This is a genomic window from Acinetobacter sp. BHS4 (genome assembly GCF_018454425.1).
GTDB classification, from domain to species: domain Bacteria; phylum Pseudomonadota; class Gammaproteobacteria; order Pseudomonadales; family Moraxellaceae; genus Acinetobacter; species Acinetobacter pittii.
This window is the reverse complement of record NZ_CP075323.1, coordinates 36873-52273: the sequence shown is the minus strand read 5'-3', so window position 1 is coordinate 52273 and position 15401 is coordinate 36873. Positions and strand designations below refer to the sequence as shown.

Genomic DNA, 15401 nt, shown 5'->3' with positions numbered 1-15401 from the left:
ACCTTTAGGCTATAGAAATCAACTCAGAAAGTAGCAAAGTCATGAAATTAAAAGCTATATTGTTATTTACTATTGTTTTAGCTGGTTGCCAACAACAACCAAAAGATGAGCAGTACAGACATACTGTTTGCCAAAGCCTCATAGAAGGTTATTTAAAAATGACAAATCAACAAGACTATAAAATGGAGCAACGCACTGATGAAAAGACCAGTACGATTTCTCATTATCAATATAAAAGGAATAGCTCAAATGAAGTTGTAATGGTGAACTCGGTTTATTCAACTTTGTATTTTAGCTGCCGAGAACATCAAAAAAGCTATTTTCTGTCTCAACATTCATCACAAGGACAAACGACCCCACTTTTAGAAGTTCATTTTCCAACTGACAGTTACACTACTTTTAGAGAGCGTTTTTAAAACCGTCTTTTAACTGTTCTGCCAAAAACTCAATAAATAAACGAATTCGTTTTGGTAGATGCTCTTGTTGATAATACACAGCATGGATGCTTTGGTATTGATGTTCAATTTGGTCTTCAAATAAAGCAATCAATCGCCCTTCTTCAATATCTTTCCAAATTTCAAATTCAGATAGTCGTGCAATACCATGTCCTCTAATCGTCAACTGACGTACCGTCTCGCCACTTGATGCTTTAATTTTTGATTGTGCAAAAAAATATTCATCACCAACTTTAATCGGCCAACTATTGATATATGCAGGCCTGGTAAAACCAATCAAATCATGTTGTTCAAGCTGTTCAGGTTGTGTCGGTGTACCCTTAATTGCTAAATACTCAGGGCTTGCAACGATAAATAAGCGACTTTTACATACTAATTTGGCATGAAGACTTGAATCATTAAGTTCTCCGAATCGGAATGCAACATCGGTTTTATGTTGTAGCAGGTCAATCACCTGATCATTACTATTTAATTCAATTTCAATATTTGGATAGCACTCACGAAACTTATGCATTAATGGCGCAATTACGTGTAAGACAAACGGCGTTGCTGAATCAATGCGAATAAGTCCCGCAGTACCCTGATCAGATTTTTGTAGTTCTTCTTCGGCAGCATTTAGCTCATTTAAGATTTTACGGGCCTTTACCAAAAACTGCTGCCCTTCTTGAGTGAGTTTTAATTTACGTGTCGTTCGTTCTAATAAGGTCACATCTAACTTCGCTTCTAGGCGCGTTAAAGATCGACTGACTCCTGAAGGCGTTTGTTTTAAATATTCTGCCGCCGCAACAAAAGAGCCCGTATCAACGATTGCGATAAACGCGACCAGCTCTTCAATTGTTGATTTCATGTCTTATTCCATTATTGACTAATGATCAAAGATATTTTGCTTATTCATCTATTTTTTCGCAACAATAAAAAAAGCAAAATGCACATCAAGTTAAATGATTATTCAAATTTAGGTAAACACATGAATATCCCACGTTTTGGTCTAGGAACTTTCCGTCTTAAAGAACAAGCAGTTATTGATTCTGTTAAAACTGCTTTAGACGTAGGTTACCGTGTCATTGATACTGCTCAAATTTATGATAATGAAGCTGCGATTGGTCAAGCAATTGCCGAAAGCGGTGTATCACGTCAGGACTTATTTTTAACCACAAAAATCTGGGTAGATAATTTTGCTCAAGATAAGTTTATTCCGAGCTTAAAAGAGAGCTTACAAAAGCTTCGTACTGACCATGTTGACCTCACTTTGATCCATTGGCCGGCGCCAGATTTAGGCGTTTCGATTCCTGAAGTTATGCAGCTTTTACTTGAAGCGAAACAACAGGGCTTAACTAAACAAATTGGTATTTCAAACTTCAATATTGAGCTTACCCAACAAGCAATTGACACAATTGGTGTAGAGCATATTGCAACAAACCAGATTGAGTTAAGCCCTTATCTTCAAAACCATAAGCTTGTGAATTTCTTACAAGAGAAGAATATTGATGTGACTTCATATATGACTCTTGCGTACGGCAAAGTGCTTCAAGACCCAGTTCTCGCTGAAATTGCAGCAGCACATAAAGCAACGACAGCGCAAATTGCACTAGCGTGGGCATTGCAACGTGGTTTTGCAGTCATTCCATCTTCAACTAAACCTGAAAACCTGATTAGCAACTTCAAAGCACAGGATATCGAGTTAACTTCAGCTGAAATGCAAATGATTGCCGAACTTGATCGTAACAGTCGTGAAGTTAGCCCAGAACCATGGGCACCAGTTTGGGACTAAACTCATGAACACTCAATCAAATACGGCGTTCTCGTTATTGGCATTGGCAATAGGTGCCTTTGCCATTGGCACCACGGAATTCTCTCCAATGGGATTGCTTCCGAATATCGCTAATGATTTAGGGATTTCAATTCCAACGGCAGGTATGTTAATTACAGGTTATGCACTTGGTGTCATGCTAGGTGCCCCATTCATGACCCTATGGTTTGGTGGTTTTGCACGACGTAATGCGCTTATTTTGCTGATGGCGATCTTTACGATAGGTAACCTAATCGCAGCATTTTCACCAAGCTATATGAGCTTATTAGGTGCTCGTCTCATTACAAGCTTAAACCATGGTGCTTTCTTCGGGATTGGCTCTGTTGTAGCGGCAAGCATTGTACCCGCACATAAACAGGCCAGTGCTGTAGCAACTATGTTTATGGGCTTAACCATTGCTAATATCGGTGGTGTACCGTTAGCAACTTGGGTTGGGCAAAACATTGGCTGGCGTATGTCTTTCCTTGCGATTTCTTTGCTTGGTGTGATTACCATGCTCGCTTTATGGAAAGCGCTCCCACAAGGTATGGTTGCCCAAAAACCAAATGTGAAAGCTGAATTGAAGGTATTAACGCGTACTCCTGTGGTCCTTGCGCTACTCACCACCGTACTCGGTGCAGGTGCAATGTTTACGCTCTATACCTATATTGCGCCAAGTTTGACTGAGTTTACCCATGCTTCACCGACCTTCATTACGTTCATGTTGGTGTTGATTGGTGTCGGTTTCTCAATTGGTAACCATTTAGGCGGACGTTTTGCAGATTTGTCCATTAACAAAACTTTGATTGGCTTCTTGGTTCTGTTGATTGTGATGATGGTGACTTTCCCAATTCTTGCGCAAAGCCAGATTGGAGCAGCAATTGCTTTAGTGATCTGGGGTGCAGCAACCTTTGCTTTAGTACCACCTTTGCAAATGCGTGTAATGTCAGTCGCTCATGAAGCACCAGGACTTGCCTCTTCAGTAAATATTGGTGCGTTTAACTTAGGTAACGCAGTAGGAGCAGCAGCAGGTGCATTAGTACTCGATTTAGGTTGGGGTTATAGCGCAGTATCATTTGCTGGAGCATTACTAGCTGGCTTAGGTTTGTTATTGGTTTTATTTCAAATCAAACGTGAAAGTAGCCCTGCACAAGCTTTACAGCAGTGTTCAGATTAATAAAAAAAGCGCCTGATCTCAGGCGCTTTTTTTAAGGTATTTATTTTAAAATATCTGGTAATTTAGGGTGTTCATAAATTGGACTGGTCACTTCCCGCTTCATTTTAAGCAGCATCTGGTAAGGTTGCTGTTGAACAAACATATTTACAAAGCTCAACGGAATTGCACCAGCAGGATCAGCGTAACCACTGGTGGTTACTTTCACCTTATTATTTGCAACTTTCTGGAAGGTCCAATCCCCTTCATAGCGTGTTAAGCGCACTACATCAGGTTGTATCGGATAATTTCCACTAATTGCAGTATTTTTAATTGTCACAACGCCATTTGCAGCCTTGCTCATTTTTCCTTTTACAACCACATCGCGATCTTTCAAAGGAAACGGAAAATCCAACACCATGTACAGTGTGAACTCACCTTTTTTCTCATCTTGAGACAACATTTCAACTTTGCCCATATAAGGCACCCACTGGTCAGCACGATTTACATCTAAAATCACAGCGACAGCGCGTTCAAGTGGCACATCAAATGTCGTTTCAGCCTTATATTGAAAGACTGGATTATCAGTTTTTTGATAGGTCCAGACTTTAATATTATTGCGGTCTAAGCTGAGTTTAGCTTTTTCTGTAGAAGCAGCCCCCGTCCAGAGGCTGCTTAAGCAAAGAAGAGTGGTCAAGGCAATTTGTTTTTTTTTCATGTTCTGCTCTATCTTGTTTTTCTCGCTACACATGGAATACGGACAGGGTTTTATACCTGTACGTCGTTCAATCCTAAAACATCTTTCATATCATATTTACGCGCTTCACGGCCCACAACCCATGCAGCAGCTCGTACTGCACCAGCAGCAAAGTTCATACGGTTAGTGGCTTTATGAGTCACTTCAACACGCTCACCTTCGCCAATAAACATGACAGTGTGTTCGCCAACGATGTCACCACCACGAATAGTTTCAAAACCAATCGTTTGACGGTCACGCGGGCCTGTATGCCCTTCACGGCCGTACACAGCAACTTCTTTTAAGTTACGACCTAAAGTATCTGCAATCGCTTCACCCATCATGAGCGCTGTACCTGATGGCGCATCTACTTTATGACGGTGATGCGCTTCAATCACTTCAATATCTACTGTATCGCCAAATACTTTTGCTGCAAGCTCAAGTAACTTGATTGATACATTTACGCCCACTGAATAGTTCGCAGCGTAAACCACAGGTGTATGCGTAGCAACTTCATCTAACTCAGCTTTTTGCTCATCTGACATACCTGTTGTACCAATAACCATGGCAACCCCAGCGTCACGGCAAAGCTTTAAATGCTGAGCAGTTGCAACTGGTGCAGTAAAATCAATGATTACATCGCAGTCTTTAAGAACTTCTGCCAAGTTTCCTGAAACCTTCACACCCACTGAACCAATACCAGCAAGCTCACCTGCATCAGTGCCCACCAAACTACTTTCCGGACGCTCTACCGCAGCAGCTAATTGATAGCCTGCCTGTTGAACTGCTTGAATAAGCGTACGGCCCATACGACCGCCTGCACCTAAAATACCAATGCGTGGAGCTGCTGACATAATCTTCCCAATCTTCGGTTTTACGTAATTTACCTACTATATCAAAACTCTTTGCTCATCTTAAAAAGTAAAAATTATTTTTTGAGTTAGGACGAAATTTAATCTGTTTTCACAAAAGTTAAAGAATTGATCGGCAGACTACGGAGCCACGAATGAGAAAAAGATGACTATAAGGAGTTCAGCATGCATTCGAGAATTATTAGTTTTACAGTAATGATGGGGATTATGAGTTCAATGGCATTTGCAGAGCCTGCAATCCAGCCAGGAGACACATTAGAAAGCTTATCTAAAGCGCGTATTACAACAAACGTAAATACCCAAACACCAACGTCTACAGCTCAAACAAGCAATGCGAATGCTGACGTTAAAGTTGAAGATATTGACCCGATTATTGGCGAAACTACAGCAGAAACACCTAAAGCAGCTGTACAGCCACAAGCAGTAGCCGCACCAGTGATCGAAAATGCTCCTACTCTTGCTTCTAGCGAACCGACTGTAAGTGTTGACGATATTGATGTTGCTCATCCTACAGAGTAAGCAGACGTAATTTTCTTTTAAGCAGAATAAAAATAATAAGATGAATCAGCGCAATAAAAAGGTGGATATTTTATCAATATCCGCCTTCTTTTTAATTTCTTATCTAATCAAGTATTAATCGAACAAACGATCAAAGAATGATTTTTTCTTCGGTGAAGAAGCACTGTCTTCGCCATCAAAAGAAGCTTGCAACTCTTTAAGTAATTCACGTTGACGAGAATTTAAGTTGACTGGTGTTTCTACCACAATACGGCAGAGTAAATCACCCACCATGCTGCTACGTACTGGACGAACGCCTTTGCCACGTAAACGGAATAATTTACCTGTTTGAGTTCCCTCAGGAATCTTCAAGCTAACACGACCTTCCAAAGTTGGGATTTCAATTTCTTTACCAAGTGCAGCATCAGCAATGCTCACTGGTACGTCCATATAAAGATCTGCGCCATCACGTTGGAAAATTTCGTGTTCACGAACGACGACTTCAACGTACAAGTCACCTGATTGGCCATCACGAATTGCTTCGCCTTTACCACTCAAACGAACGCGGTCACCATTATCTACACCCGCTGGAATGGTAACTTCCAACGTTTGCTGGCGATCGGCAACACCTGAACCATGACATGCCTGACAAGGATTTTTAATAATTTTACCTTGGCCACGACATGTACCACATGTTTGTTGTACAGAGAAGAAACCTTGCTGCATACGAACTTGTCCTGAACCATGACAAGTTTTACAGGTTTCAACATCTTTTGGATTTTTAGAGCCTTTACCATCACACACATCACATGGTGCAGGAGCAGTAAAGGTAATGGTTTTTTTCACCCCTTTTACAGCTTCTTCAAGGGTAAGTTCCATTACATAGCGTAAATCTGATCCGCGACGTTGACGCTGTTGACGTCCACCACCACCGAATGCGCCACCGAAGATATCACCGAACTGGCTAAAAATATCTTCTGCACTAAATCCGCCGAAGCCACCACCGCCCCCGCCAAAGCCACCTTCGAACGCATTATGACCCATGCGATCGTACATGCTACGCTTTTCGCTGTCCGATAAAACTTCATAAGCTTCAGCAGCTTCTTTAAATTTCTCTTCAGCTTCGGCATTGTCAGGGTTTCTATCAGGATGATATTTCATCGCCAATTTACGGTAGGCTTTTTTGATCTCATCATCACTTGCGGTTTTTGAAACGCCTAAAACCTCATAATAATCACGTTTAGCCATTTTTGGCGGTGCTCCTCACGGAATTTTATCAATACTCTATTGCCGACTAAATGGGGGGCTTTAGCCGGATTTACAAGGGGAAAATGTTTAAAAAATAGATATATTAAAAAACTGCCTTATTTTTTAAATATTTAGACAAGCCTTTTAACCATGCATTTAATAGAAATAACCACGCAATAGCGCTAAAAACTACGCCAGCAACCGTAGAGGCTGTGACCCAAAGATTACTATCCCATGCAAAGAAGAAGAGCGGAATGAACCAGACAACAGCAAAAATTGCCATAAATAGAAATAGAATCCCGTTGCGCATAATCCATAGCGCATGCGCATGAATCCAAACTTCTGCATTATCTACAACTGCCACTTTACGAGCGATCAAATAAGCAAAGGCCGCAAAAATAACCGTAAACAATGCAAGAAACATGAACGCATAAGAAATTACTATATAACGGCGATGCTGTTCGATATGGTCTTGCCCCATCTGTATTTCACCTCAATTCACTGCATTTTGCCTATTTTTTATGCAGCGAAATAATCCTGTATTTTTTGTGTAAAGACAGGTGCTACTATATTGGAGTTTTCAATATTTCGCACCTTTATTCACAAAAAATTTATGTATTTTATGCGGTTTTTTTCACCTTAAACCACGCTGCGTAGAGTGCAGGTAGGAAAAATAATGTCAGTAAGGTGGCAACAATCAATCCGCCCATGATCGCAACTGCCATCGGACCAAAGAAAATACTTCGAGAAAGTGGAATCATGGCCAGAACAGCGGCTAAAGCAGTCAAAATAATTGGACGAAATCGACGCACTGTCGCCTCAATAATTGCCTCCCAAGCTGGATGTCCCGCTTGTCGGTCCTGCTCAATTTGATCAATCAAAATAAGCGAGTTACGCATGATCATGCCAGAGAGTGCAATTGTGCCTAACATGGCCACAAAGCCAAATGGTTTGTTAAATAACAGTAAGAATAAAACAACGCCAATTAACCCCAGTGGAACTGTTAACAGCACAATCGTCGAGCGAGACAAGCTTTTGAGCTGAATCATCAGTAATGTCATGACCACTGCCAAAAAGAGTGGCATACCCGCATTCACAGAATTTTGCCCACGTGCAGACTCTTCTACGGTTCCACCCACTTCAATGAGATAGCCACTTGGCAATTCAGCACGTAACTTATCCATTGATTCAGCTAACTCACCAACTACTGTAGCTGGCTGTAGTTGAGTTCGGATATCTGCGCGAACAGTAATCGTCGGTAAGCGGTTACGATGCCAGATCAGACCATCTTCAAACTTATACTCAATTTTCGCGATTTGAGCTAAAGGTACAGTGGTTCCATTGTTCGTTGGCACAGCTAAGCTTGCCAATGAAGCCACTTCAACGCGCTCTGCTTGGTCCCCGCGTAAACGAATTTCAATCAGTTCACGTTTTTCACGATATTGCTCAATCGCACTACCTGTAATTGATGCATTAATGAAGTTCGCTAAATCCAGACTAGAGACACCCATTTGTCGAGCACGGTCTTGATCAATTTGAATAGAAATAATTTTACTTGGTTCGCCCCAGTCTAAATGCACATTGGTGGTATTCGGGTTTTCACTTATTACTTTAGCGACCTGCTGTGCTTCTTTACGTACCAGATTTAAATCTTCACCTGACACACGATATTGCAATGGGTAACCAACAGGGGGGCCATTTTCCAGTAATGATACGCGAGTACGGACTTGCGGAAGTAATTGCTTAATTTGTGTTTCTAACGAGCGTCGAATGTCATCACGATCATCAAGTGATGATGCGAGTACAACAAACTGAGCAAAGCTGGCTTGCGGCAATTGCTGGTCTAAAGGTAAATAAAAACGTGGTGAACCTGTCCCTACATAGGCCACATAGTTATCAATACCCTTTTGTTTAGACAGGAAGTTCTCAACCTTTTTCACAGCTTGTTCTGTTGCTGTTAAAGAAGCGCCTTCTTCAAGTTTTAAATCGACTAAAATTTCGGCACGGTTTGAAGGTGGGAAAAACTGCTGAGGTACCATCTTAAACATGAGTACAGATAGCACGAAAATCCCCACCGTCGTTGCTATTACGGTTTTACGGTAGGTCACACAAAACTCGACCATCTTTCTAAAGCGTAAATAGAAACTAGATTGATAAGGATCGTAATGATGGTCCTGTGAAATTGCCACAGTTTGCGGTTGTGGTTTTTTCGTTAATCTTGCCCATAAGCGGACATACCAAGGGGCCTGATGTCCTAACTTAGTAAAATCTGGTAATAGCTTTTCACCTAAATAAGGTACGAATAGAACTGCTGCAATCCAAGATACTAATAAAGCAATGGTCACGACCTGAAAGATAGAACGCGTGTATTCACCTGTACTAGACTGAGCAGTAGCAATCGGTAAAAAACCTGCCGCAGTGATGAGCGTTCCGGTTAACATTGGAAATGCGGTAGTTTTCCACGCAAATCCGGCGGCTTTAATCCGGCTATAGCCCTGCTCCATCTTAATGGCCATCATCTCAACGGCGATAATCGCGTCATCGACTAACAGACCTAACGCCAAGATCAAAGCACCAAGTGAAATCTTATGCAGTCCGACATCGAATAAACTCATACCGGCAAAGGTCATTGCTAAAACTAAAGGAATAGAAAAAGCGACCACCAATCCCGTACGGAAGCCTAAAGAGAAAAAACTCACTAACAATACAATAATGACTGCTTCAGCGAGTACCTTCACAAACTCATGAATACTGCGTTGTACTGCTACAGGTTGGTCAGAAACTTTTTGCAATTTCATGCCGAGTGGCAAGGTCTTTTGTAATTGGGCAAATTCTGTTTCTAGATTTTTACCAAGGGCAATAATGTCACCACCTTTACGCATCGAAACAGCAATGCCAATACCATTTTCACCCATGAAACGCATACGTGGTTGAGCAGGCTGACTAAAACCACGATAGACATCAGCGACGTCACCAAGCTGAATTGTTTTATCACCGACCAATAAAGGTGTTTTTTTAATTTCATCAATATTTTGCAGATGACCACTTACTCTAATTTGAATACGGTCTGTACCCGTTTCAAAAAAGCCCGCACTTGCCATACTATTTTGCTTTTGTAGGGCTTCTTGAATCGCTGTAACTGGAATTCCGAGCTGTACCGCTTTAGTGTTAGAAATCTCAACCCAGATTTTCTGATCTTGTAGACCAATTAATTCGACCTTACTGACATCTTTGACTCGTTGAAGCTGTAATTGCAAACGATCTGCATATTCTTTCAAAAGTGCATAATCAAAGTCTTTGCCTGTCAGTACATAAATATTACCGAAAGTGTCCCCAAATTCATCGTTAAAAAATGGGCCTTGTACACCGTTTGGTAGTTCATGGCGAATATCATTCACCTTCTTACGGACGTTATACCAAACGTCAGGGATCTGTGCCGATGTCAGTGAGTCCTTGGCAACAAACGTAACCATCGACTCACCCGGGCGGGAGTAAGCCATGATCTTGTCATACTGCCCTGTTGTCATGAGTTCCTTTTCGATACGATCAGTCACCAGCGTTGAAACTTCTTTCGCTGTTGCTCCAGGCCAATAGGTTTGTACGACCATGACTTTAAAGGTAAATGGTGGATCTTCACTTTGTGAGAGTTTTGAATAAGAGATCGCACCGATAATGCCAAGTAACAGCATAAAATAAAGGACGATACCTTTATTATTTAATGCCCATTCCGAGAGATTGAATTTCATGGCTGGGTTGCTCCCTGAATTTTCACCGCACGGTTTTCACGATCAATCGGATGAATCTTCTGTTTATCACGTAGCAAATGTACGCCGCCAATCACAACCCAATCATTTGGAGCCAAGCCTGATAACACCGGTACGCTGTCTTTTCCATATGCACCAATCGTTACAGGTACTTTACGCAATGTCTGGTTGGCATTAACCACCCACACATAAGGTTGATTATCTGTTGCTGAGACACTCGAAAGTGGCACACTCATCACATTGGTTTGAGCTGAGGTAAAAAATACGCGTGCACTTTGTCCAAGCTGAATAACAGATTGACCTTCTTTAAGTGCTACCTTGACTGTAAAAGTACGAGACTGATCCGCTGCCGGAGAAACTTCACGTACATATCCGGCAAACCTTTCATTCGGTTTAGACCACAAGGTGATCCAAGCGCCTTGACCAACTTTAATCTCGGTAACTGCTTGTTCAGGAACACCAATAACAACTTCACGCTCTCCATCAATTGCAAGTTGATAAGCAGCTTGTCCTGCTGCAACCACTTGTCCAATTTCTATATTTCGCGCAGTAATCACCCCGTTTTTGTTAGAAACGAGTTGGTTATAACCTGTCTGGTTAGCAGAAACCTCATAGTTAGAACGAGCTTGTTGTAGTGCTGCCTGTGCCGCGTCATATTGATTTTTTACCGTATCGAATTGCGAACGGCTCACTGCATTAATAGGGAGTAATTGTTGAAAACGTTTAAGTTCATCTGCTGCTGTTTTTGCTGAAGCCTGTGCATTATCCAGTTGGGCTTTAGCAGCATTTAATTGTAACTGAGCATCTGCCACATCGAGTTTTGCTAATACTTGTCCAACTTTAACTCGGTCGCCTACATCCACATAGCGCGCCGTAACTTGTCCACCAACCCGAAATGCCAAAGCCGTTTGTTGTCTAGCCTGCACATCCCCTGCATAGCTTTTTTGTTCATTGAGTGTGGTTAAGGGCTGTGCCACCATCACATAGGGTATTTCTTCTGTTTTGGGAGTTTCTTTACTACACCCCATTAATGTGACCATACAAACAATCACCATACTCATGATGAGAGGTTTTAACACATTCATATCTTATCGCTCTTATTCAAACTGATTTTTTAAGGCACAATATGCTTGCATCATAGTTCGTTTATTTTTTAATTAATATACTCATGGGTACATTAATTAAAGAAAAATGTATAAGTGTTTATTTTTTAAAATTATTATTTAGAGGGTTTTGTGCAAACAGTTAATCAAAGTGGTCGCCCAAAAGATCTAGAAAAACGTGCTCGTATCTTACAAGCCGCTAAAGCTATATTTTTGAAATCTGGCTATCACGGTACCAGCATGAACCAGATTGCACAGGAAGCAGGTGTAACTAAACTGACGGTCTATAATCACTTTCAAGACAAAGCCAACTTATTTATCTGTGCGATTACAGAAACCTGTGAAGAGACACTGTGTACTAAACAATTCGAATTAGATGCATCGGCAGATTTTTATCAAGCACTCTTTATTGTGTGTTCACGCGCCTTGCAAATTATTTACTCACCTGAGGCGCTTAAACTTGAACATGTTTTATTTGAACTTGCAGCAGAACAAAGTCCACTCGCTCTACAGTTTTTTGATGCATCTCATACTCGGCTGCAAAATCAGTTAACCGAGTTTTTGCAAAAAGCAGCTCAATTAGGTTTTATTCAAACCGATGACCCAACCTATCAAACCGAACTTCTTTTGTCCTTATTGCTTGGTGTACGTCACCAGAAGGTTTTACTTAGGATTATTGCTGTACCCAATGCGCACGAGCTTGAACAAATTATTCAAGATGCAATTCATTTATTCTTGCTCAAATATCGGAATTAAACCAAAGTCCGATTGTCAAAAGTTGTGCTGAGTGCATGTCATCTTTTCAGCCTCAACATGCGAATTAAATGTTATTTTTTAAGCAAAAATTCACATTTTCTTACGCTCAAAGCTTGGAATGTTCGCTAATCGCGCTATATTCGATAAGAATAAGAACAGGAGAAAAATAGCATGGTTCAGCAAATCGATGCGCCACTGCGTGAGGATGTCCGCTTACTTGGCAACTTGTTAGGTGAAACCCTAAAACAACATGCAGGACAAGAACTGTTTAATCAGATCGAGCAAATCCGTGCTCTTGCCAAAGGTGCACGTGATGGTCAAGCTGAAGCCGAAAAGCAACTAGAACAATTATTTTTAGAACTGCCCGATGAAGAGTTACTTCCTCTCACCCGCGCTTTTTCTCACTTCCTCAATTTTGCCAATATTGCCGAGCAATATCATGTGGTCCGTAGCCGCAGACAGGCAGAGTTTGATTCGGATGCAAACTCTCCGAATCCGCTGGTTCACTTATTTCAAAAATTTAAAGATAAAAGTATTTCAACAGAAAAACTATTCCAGCAAATTTGCGATCTTAAAATTGAGTTAGTACTTACGGCGCACCCAACTGAAGTGAGTCGTCGTACCCTGATTCAGAAATATGATGATATTAACGCATGTCTCTCGCAGCTTGATCAGCAAAAACTTACCCCACGCGAACGCCAAAATGCACTTGCGAATTTAAAGCAACAAATTAGTTCGGCTTGGCAAACAGATGAAATCAGACAGCATCGCCCAACTCCAGTCGATGAAGCAAAATGGGGATTTGCCACAATTGAGCAAACACTTTGGAATGCTGTACCTAAATTCATTCGCGAGTTAAATGAATTAGTTCAAGAAAACTGCCAACTCAATTTACCACTTAATATTGCACCAGTACGTTTCGCATCTTGGATGGGCGGAGACCGTGATGGCAACCCAAATGTTACCCATCAAATTACCCAAGAAGTGCTGTGGTTATCACGCTGGCAAGCTGCCGATCTCTATTTAAGAGATATCGAAAACTTACGTTGGGAACTTTCAATCCAGACTTGTTCCGAAGAAATGATTCAGGCAATTGGTAGCCAACATGCAGAACCTTATCGCGAATATTTACGTGCTACACGAGAACGTTTAAAAGCAACTCGACACTGGTTAGCGCAGCGCCTACAAGGCTTAGAAGCAGACGACAGCAATGTCATTAAAAGTAAAGATGAGCTTTTACAACCATTATTGCTATGCTATCGCTCTTTAATCGACAGTAACCTACCTGAAATTGCGAATGGTCAACTGCTCGACTTTATCTACCGTGTGAACTGTTTTGGTATTGAATTACTTAAACTCGACATTCGCCAAGAATCAGGCCGTCATCGCCAAGCCATTTCAGCAATTACTGAATATTTAGGTTTAGGTAATTTTGAATCATGGACTGAGCAAGCACGCCAAAACTTCCTCATTCAAGAATTACAAAGTAAACGCCCGCTTTTACCGAAATATATTAATGAGCCTGAAGGCAGTTTGATTGGTCATCCAGACGTTCAAGAAGTATTTGCAACCATGCGTACTTTGGCAGACCAACCGCCTGAATCTTTAGGGGCATATATTATTTCGATGGCTGAATATCCAAGTGATGTTTTAGCTGTGTTGTTATTGCAAAAAGAAGCAGGTATTCAGCATCCTTTACGTGTAGTTCCTCTATTTGAAACTTTAAAAGATTTAGATGGCGCTGCAACTACCATGAATACGCTGTTCAATATGCATTGGTATAAACAGCACATTCAAGGTAAACACGAAGTCATGATCGGTTACTCCGACTCAGCAAAAGATGCCGGTTTCATGTCTGCCAACTGGGCGCAATATCGTGCTCAAGAAGAGCTAACAGCAATTGCTCAAAAACACGGCGTACAGTTGACACTATTCCACGGACGCGGTGGATCAATTAGCCGTGGTGGCGCACCAACCCAACAGGCACTATTTTCACAGCCGCCGGGTTCGATCTCTGGTGCAATTCGAGTCACAGAACAAGGTGAAATGATCCGTTTCAAATTCGGTCTAGAAGGTATTGCCATGCAAAACCTTGAAATCTATACCGCAGCAACGCTTGAAGCGACATTATTACCACCACCAGAGCCTAAGGCTGAGTGGCGTGAAATTATGAACCGTATGACTGATCATTCTGTTAAGGTTTACCGCCAAACAGTTCGTGAAAACCCACACTTTGTGAAGTATTTACGGACCGTCACTCCTGAGCTTGAATTACAAATGTTGCCATTAGGCTCACGTCCAGCAAAACGTAAAGTGAGTGGCGGTATTGAGTCTTTACGTGCGATTCCATGGGTATTCGCTTGGACACAAATTCGTTTGATGTTGCCTGCATGGTTAGGTACTGGTGCAGCAATTAATGAAGTGATTGCCGATCAGCAAAAAGCAACACTTGATGAAATGCTCCAGCAATGGCCTTATTTCCAGACGCTGATTGATATGCTGGAAATGGTATTGTCTAAAGCCGATGCCAATATTGCACTCTATTACGAGTCTCATCTGACTGAAGATGAAGATTTAAAAGTGCTCGGCAACCAATTACGCCAACGCCTAAAAGATGCTGTACAAACTTTATTAACCTTAAAAGATGAATCAAAGCTTCTGAGTAATAATGATGTTCTTGATCAATCCATGCAGGTTCGTAAACCATACTTACTTCCTTTGCATCTTTTACAGGCTGAACTCATGAAGCGTCGTCGTGATTATCTTGCTGAGCGTCAGGCAGAACACACCCCTGTTGACCATGCACTTATGGTGAGTATTGCAGGTATTGCGGCTGGTTTACGTAATACAGGTTAAGCTGATTTTACCAATTGTTTTATAAAGCAGTGCATCTTGATGTGCTGCTTTTTACTTGCAAAATTCTCTATTTTTCTTAAATTTTCCCCGATTTTCTATTTTTTTGAATATTTTTTAAAAATCATAAAATTAATATTTATGAGAAAAAAATAACTAAATACGCACATTTAG

General features: G+C 41.3%; 13 protein-coding genes. 6 read left to right on the top strand and 7 right to left on the bottom strand.

The genetic code is table 11. The features are described from left to right. Nucleotides 1-41 precede the first annotated feature (41 nt). Complete coding sequence (locus tag KIP84_RS00215) at nucleotides 42-416, top strand: hypothetical protein (protein WP_033849206.1); 375 nt, start codon at nucleotides 42-44, stop codon at nucleotides 414-416. Here KIP84_RS00215 and KIP84_RS00210 read toward each other — a convergent pair. After that, the gene (locus KIP84_RS00210; protein WP_213689099.1) at nucleotides 400-1302 is read right to left on the bottom strand and encodes a LysR family transcriptional regulator; all 903 of its coding nucleotides are present in this window, start codon (nucleotides 1300-1302) and stop codon (nucleotides 400-402) included. The genes KIP84_RS00215 and KIP84_RS00210 overlap by 17 nt on opposite strands. Nucleotides 1303-1422: 120 nt before the next feature. On the opposite strand from KIP84_RS00210, the gene dkgB reads away from it, so the two are divergent. Continuing rightward, a complete protein-coding gene (gene dkgB / locus KIP84_RS00205; RefSeq protein WP_213689098.1) occupies nucleotides 1423-2226 on the top strand; it encodes a 2,5-didehydrogluconate reductase DkgB in 804 nt (267 codons plus the stop codon). A 4-nt stretch (nucleotides 2227-2230) separates the two neighbouring features. After that, entirely contained in the window at nucleotides 2231-3421 is a 1191-nt protein-coding gene (locus KIP84_RS00200; RefSeq protein ID WP_057075425.1) for an MFS transporter, read from the top strand. A gap of 40 nt (nucleotides 3422-3461) precedes the next feature. Here the strand turns inward: KIP84_RS00200 and KIP84_RS00195 are convergent, their stop codons facing one another. Next, nucleotides 3462-4115, bottom strand: a complete 654-nt coding sequence (locus KIP84_RS00195) for an START domain-containing protein (protein ID WP_213689097.1) — start codon at nucleotides 4113-4115, stop codon at nucleotides 3462-3464. Between the two features lie 50 nt (nucleotides 4116-4165). Beyond that, on the bottom strand, nucleotides 4166-4987 hold the full coding sequence (dapB, locus tag KIP84_RS00190) for a 4-hydroxy-tetrahydrodipicolinate reductase (RefSeq protein ID WP_032007450.1): 822 nt from the start codon (nucleotides 4985-4987) through the stop codon (nucleotides 4166-4168). A 183-nt stretch (nucleotides 4988-5170) separates the two neighbouring features. Here dapB and KIP84_RS00185 point away from each other — a divergent pair, with 183 nt between their 5' ends. Beyond that, entirely contained in the window at nucleotides 5171-5524 is a 354-nt protein-coding gene (locus KIP84_RS00185; RefSeq protein WP_213689096.1) for a hypothetical protein, read from the top strand. A 114-nt stretch (nucleotides 5525-5638) separates the two neighbouring features. On the opposite strand, the gene dnaJ is transcribed toward KIP84_RS00185, so the two are convergent. The 4 genes from dnaJ to KIP84_RS00165 all read right to left on the bottom strand — a co-directional run bounded on the left by dnaJ (nucleotide 5639) and on the right by KIP84_RS00165 (nucleotide 11600). Next, nucleotides 5639-6751 carry a molecular chaperone DnaJ gene (dnaJ, locus tag KIP84_RS00180; protein ID WP_002119101.1) on the bottom strand — a complete coding sequence of 371 codons (1113 nt, stop codon included), beginning with the start codon at nucleotides 6749-6751 and terminating at the stop codon, nucleotides 5639-5641. A gap of 103 nt (nucleotides 6752-6854) precedes the next feature. Beyond that, nucleotides 6855-7232, bottom strand: a complete 378-nt coding sequence (locus tag KIP84_RS00175; RefSeq protein ID WP_213689095.1) for a hypothetical protein — start codon at nucleotides 7230-7232, stop codon at nucleotides 6855-6857. 139 nt (nucleotides 7233-7371) lie between these two features. Then, nucleotides 7372-10497, bottom strand: coding sequence for an efflux RND transporter permease subunit (locus tag KIP84_RS00170; RefSeq protein WP_213689094.1), 3126 nt, complete (start codon nucleotides 10495-10497; stop codon nucleotides 7372-7374). After that, nucleotides 10494-11600, bottom strand: a complete 1107-nt coding sequence (locus KIP84_RS00165) for an efflux RND transporter periplasmic adaptor subunit (RefSeq protein ID WP_213689093.1) — start codon at nucleotides 11598-11600, stop codon at nucleotides 10494-10496. The genes KIP84_RS00170 and KIP84_RS00165 overlap by 4 nt, the downstream gene beginning before the upstream one ends. A 150-nt stretch (nucleotides 11601-11750) precedes the next feature. Between KIP84_RS00165 and KIP84_RS00160 the strand changes: the two genes are divergently transcribed. After that, nucleotides 11751-12374 carry a TetR/AcrR family transcriptional regulator gene (locus KIP84_RS00160; RefSeq protein ID WP_199113269.1) on the top strand — a complete coding sequence of 208 codons (624 nt, stop codon included), beginning with the start codon at nucleotides 11751-11753 and terminating at the stop codon, nucleotides 12372-12374. A 171-nt stretch (nucleotides 12375-12545) separates the two neighbouring features. After that, a complete protein-coding gene (ppc, locus tag KIP84_RS00155; RefSeq protein ID WP_174723018.1) occupies nucleotides 12546-15230 on the top strand; it encodes a phosphoenolpyruvate carboxylase in 2685 nt (894 codons plus the stop codon). The last annotated feature ends 171 nt before the right edge of the window (nucleotides 15231-15401 follow it).

Excerpts from the sequence above, each read along its gene's own strand:
- KIP84_RS00215 (WP_033849206.1), top strand. The coding sequence starts at position 42 with ATGAAATTAAAAGCTATATTGTTATTTACTATTGTTTTAGCTGGTTGC.
- KIP84_RS00210 (WP_213689099.1), bottom strand. The coding sequence starts at position 1,302 with ATGAAATCAACAATTGAAGAGCTGGTCGCGTTTATCGCAATCGTTGAT.
- dkgB (WP_213689098.1), top strand. The coding sequence starts at position 1,423 with ATGAATATCCCACGTTTTGGTCTAGGAACTTTCCGTCTTAAAGAACAA.
- KIP84_RS00200 (WP_057075425.1), top strand. The coding sequence starts at position 2,231 with ATGAACACTCAATCAAATACGGCGTTCTCGTTATTGGCATTGGCAATA.
- KIP84_RS00195 (WP_213689097.1), bottom strand. The coding sequence starts at position 4,115 with ATGAAAAAAAAACAAATTGCCTTGACCACTCTTCTTTGCTTAAGCAGC.
- dapB (WP_032007450.1), bottom strand. The coding sequence starts at position 4,987 with ATGTCAGCAGCTCCACGCATTGGTATTTTAGGTGCAGGCGGTCGTATG.
- KIP84_RS00185 (WP_213689096.1), top strand. The coding sequence starts at position 5,171 with ATGCATTCGAGAATTATTAGTTTTACAGTAATGATGGGGATTATGAGT.
- dnaJ (WP_002119101.1), bottom strand. The coding sequence starts at position 6,751 with ATGGCTAAACGTGATTATTATGAGGTTTTAGGCGTTTCAAAAACCGCA.
- KIP84_RS00175 (WP_213689095.1), bottom strand. The coding sequence starts at position 7,232 with ATGGGGCAAGACCATATCGAACAGCATCGCCGTTATATAGTAATTTCT.
- KIP84_RS00170 (WP_213689094.1), bottom strand. The coding sequence starts at position 10,497 with ATGAAATTCAATCTCTCGGAATGGGCATTAAATAATAAAGGTATCGTC.
- KIP84_RS00165 (WP_213689093.1), bottom strand. The coding sequence starts at position 11,600 with ATGAATGTGTTAAAACCTCTCATCATGAGTATGGTGATTGTTTGTATG.
- ppc (WP_174723018.1), top strand. The coding sequence starts at position 12,546 with ATGGTTCAGCAAATCGATGCGCCACTGCGTGAGGATGTCCGCTTACTT.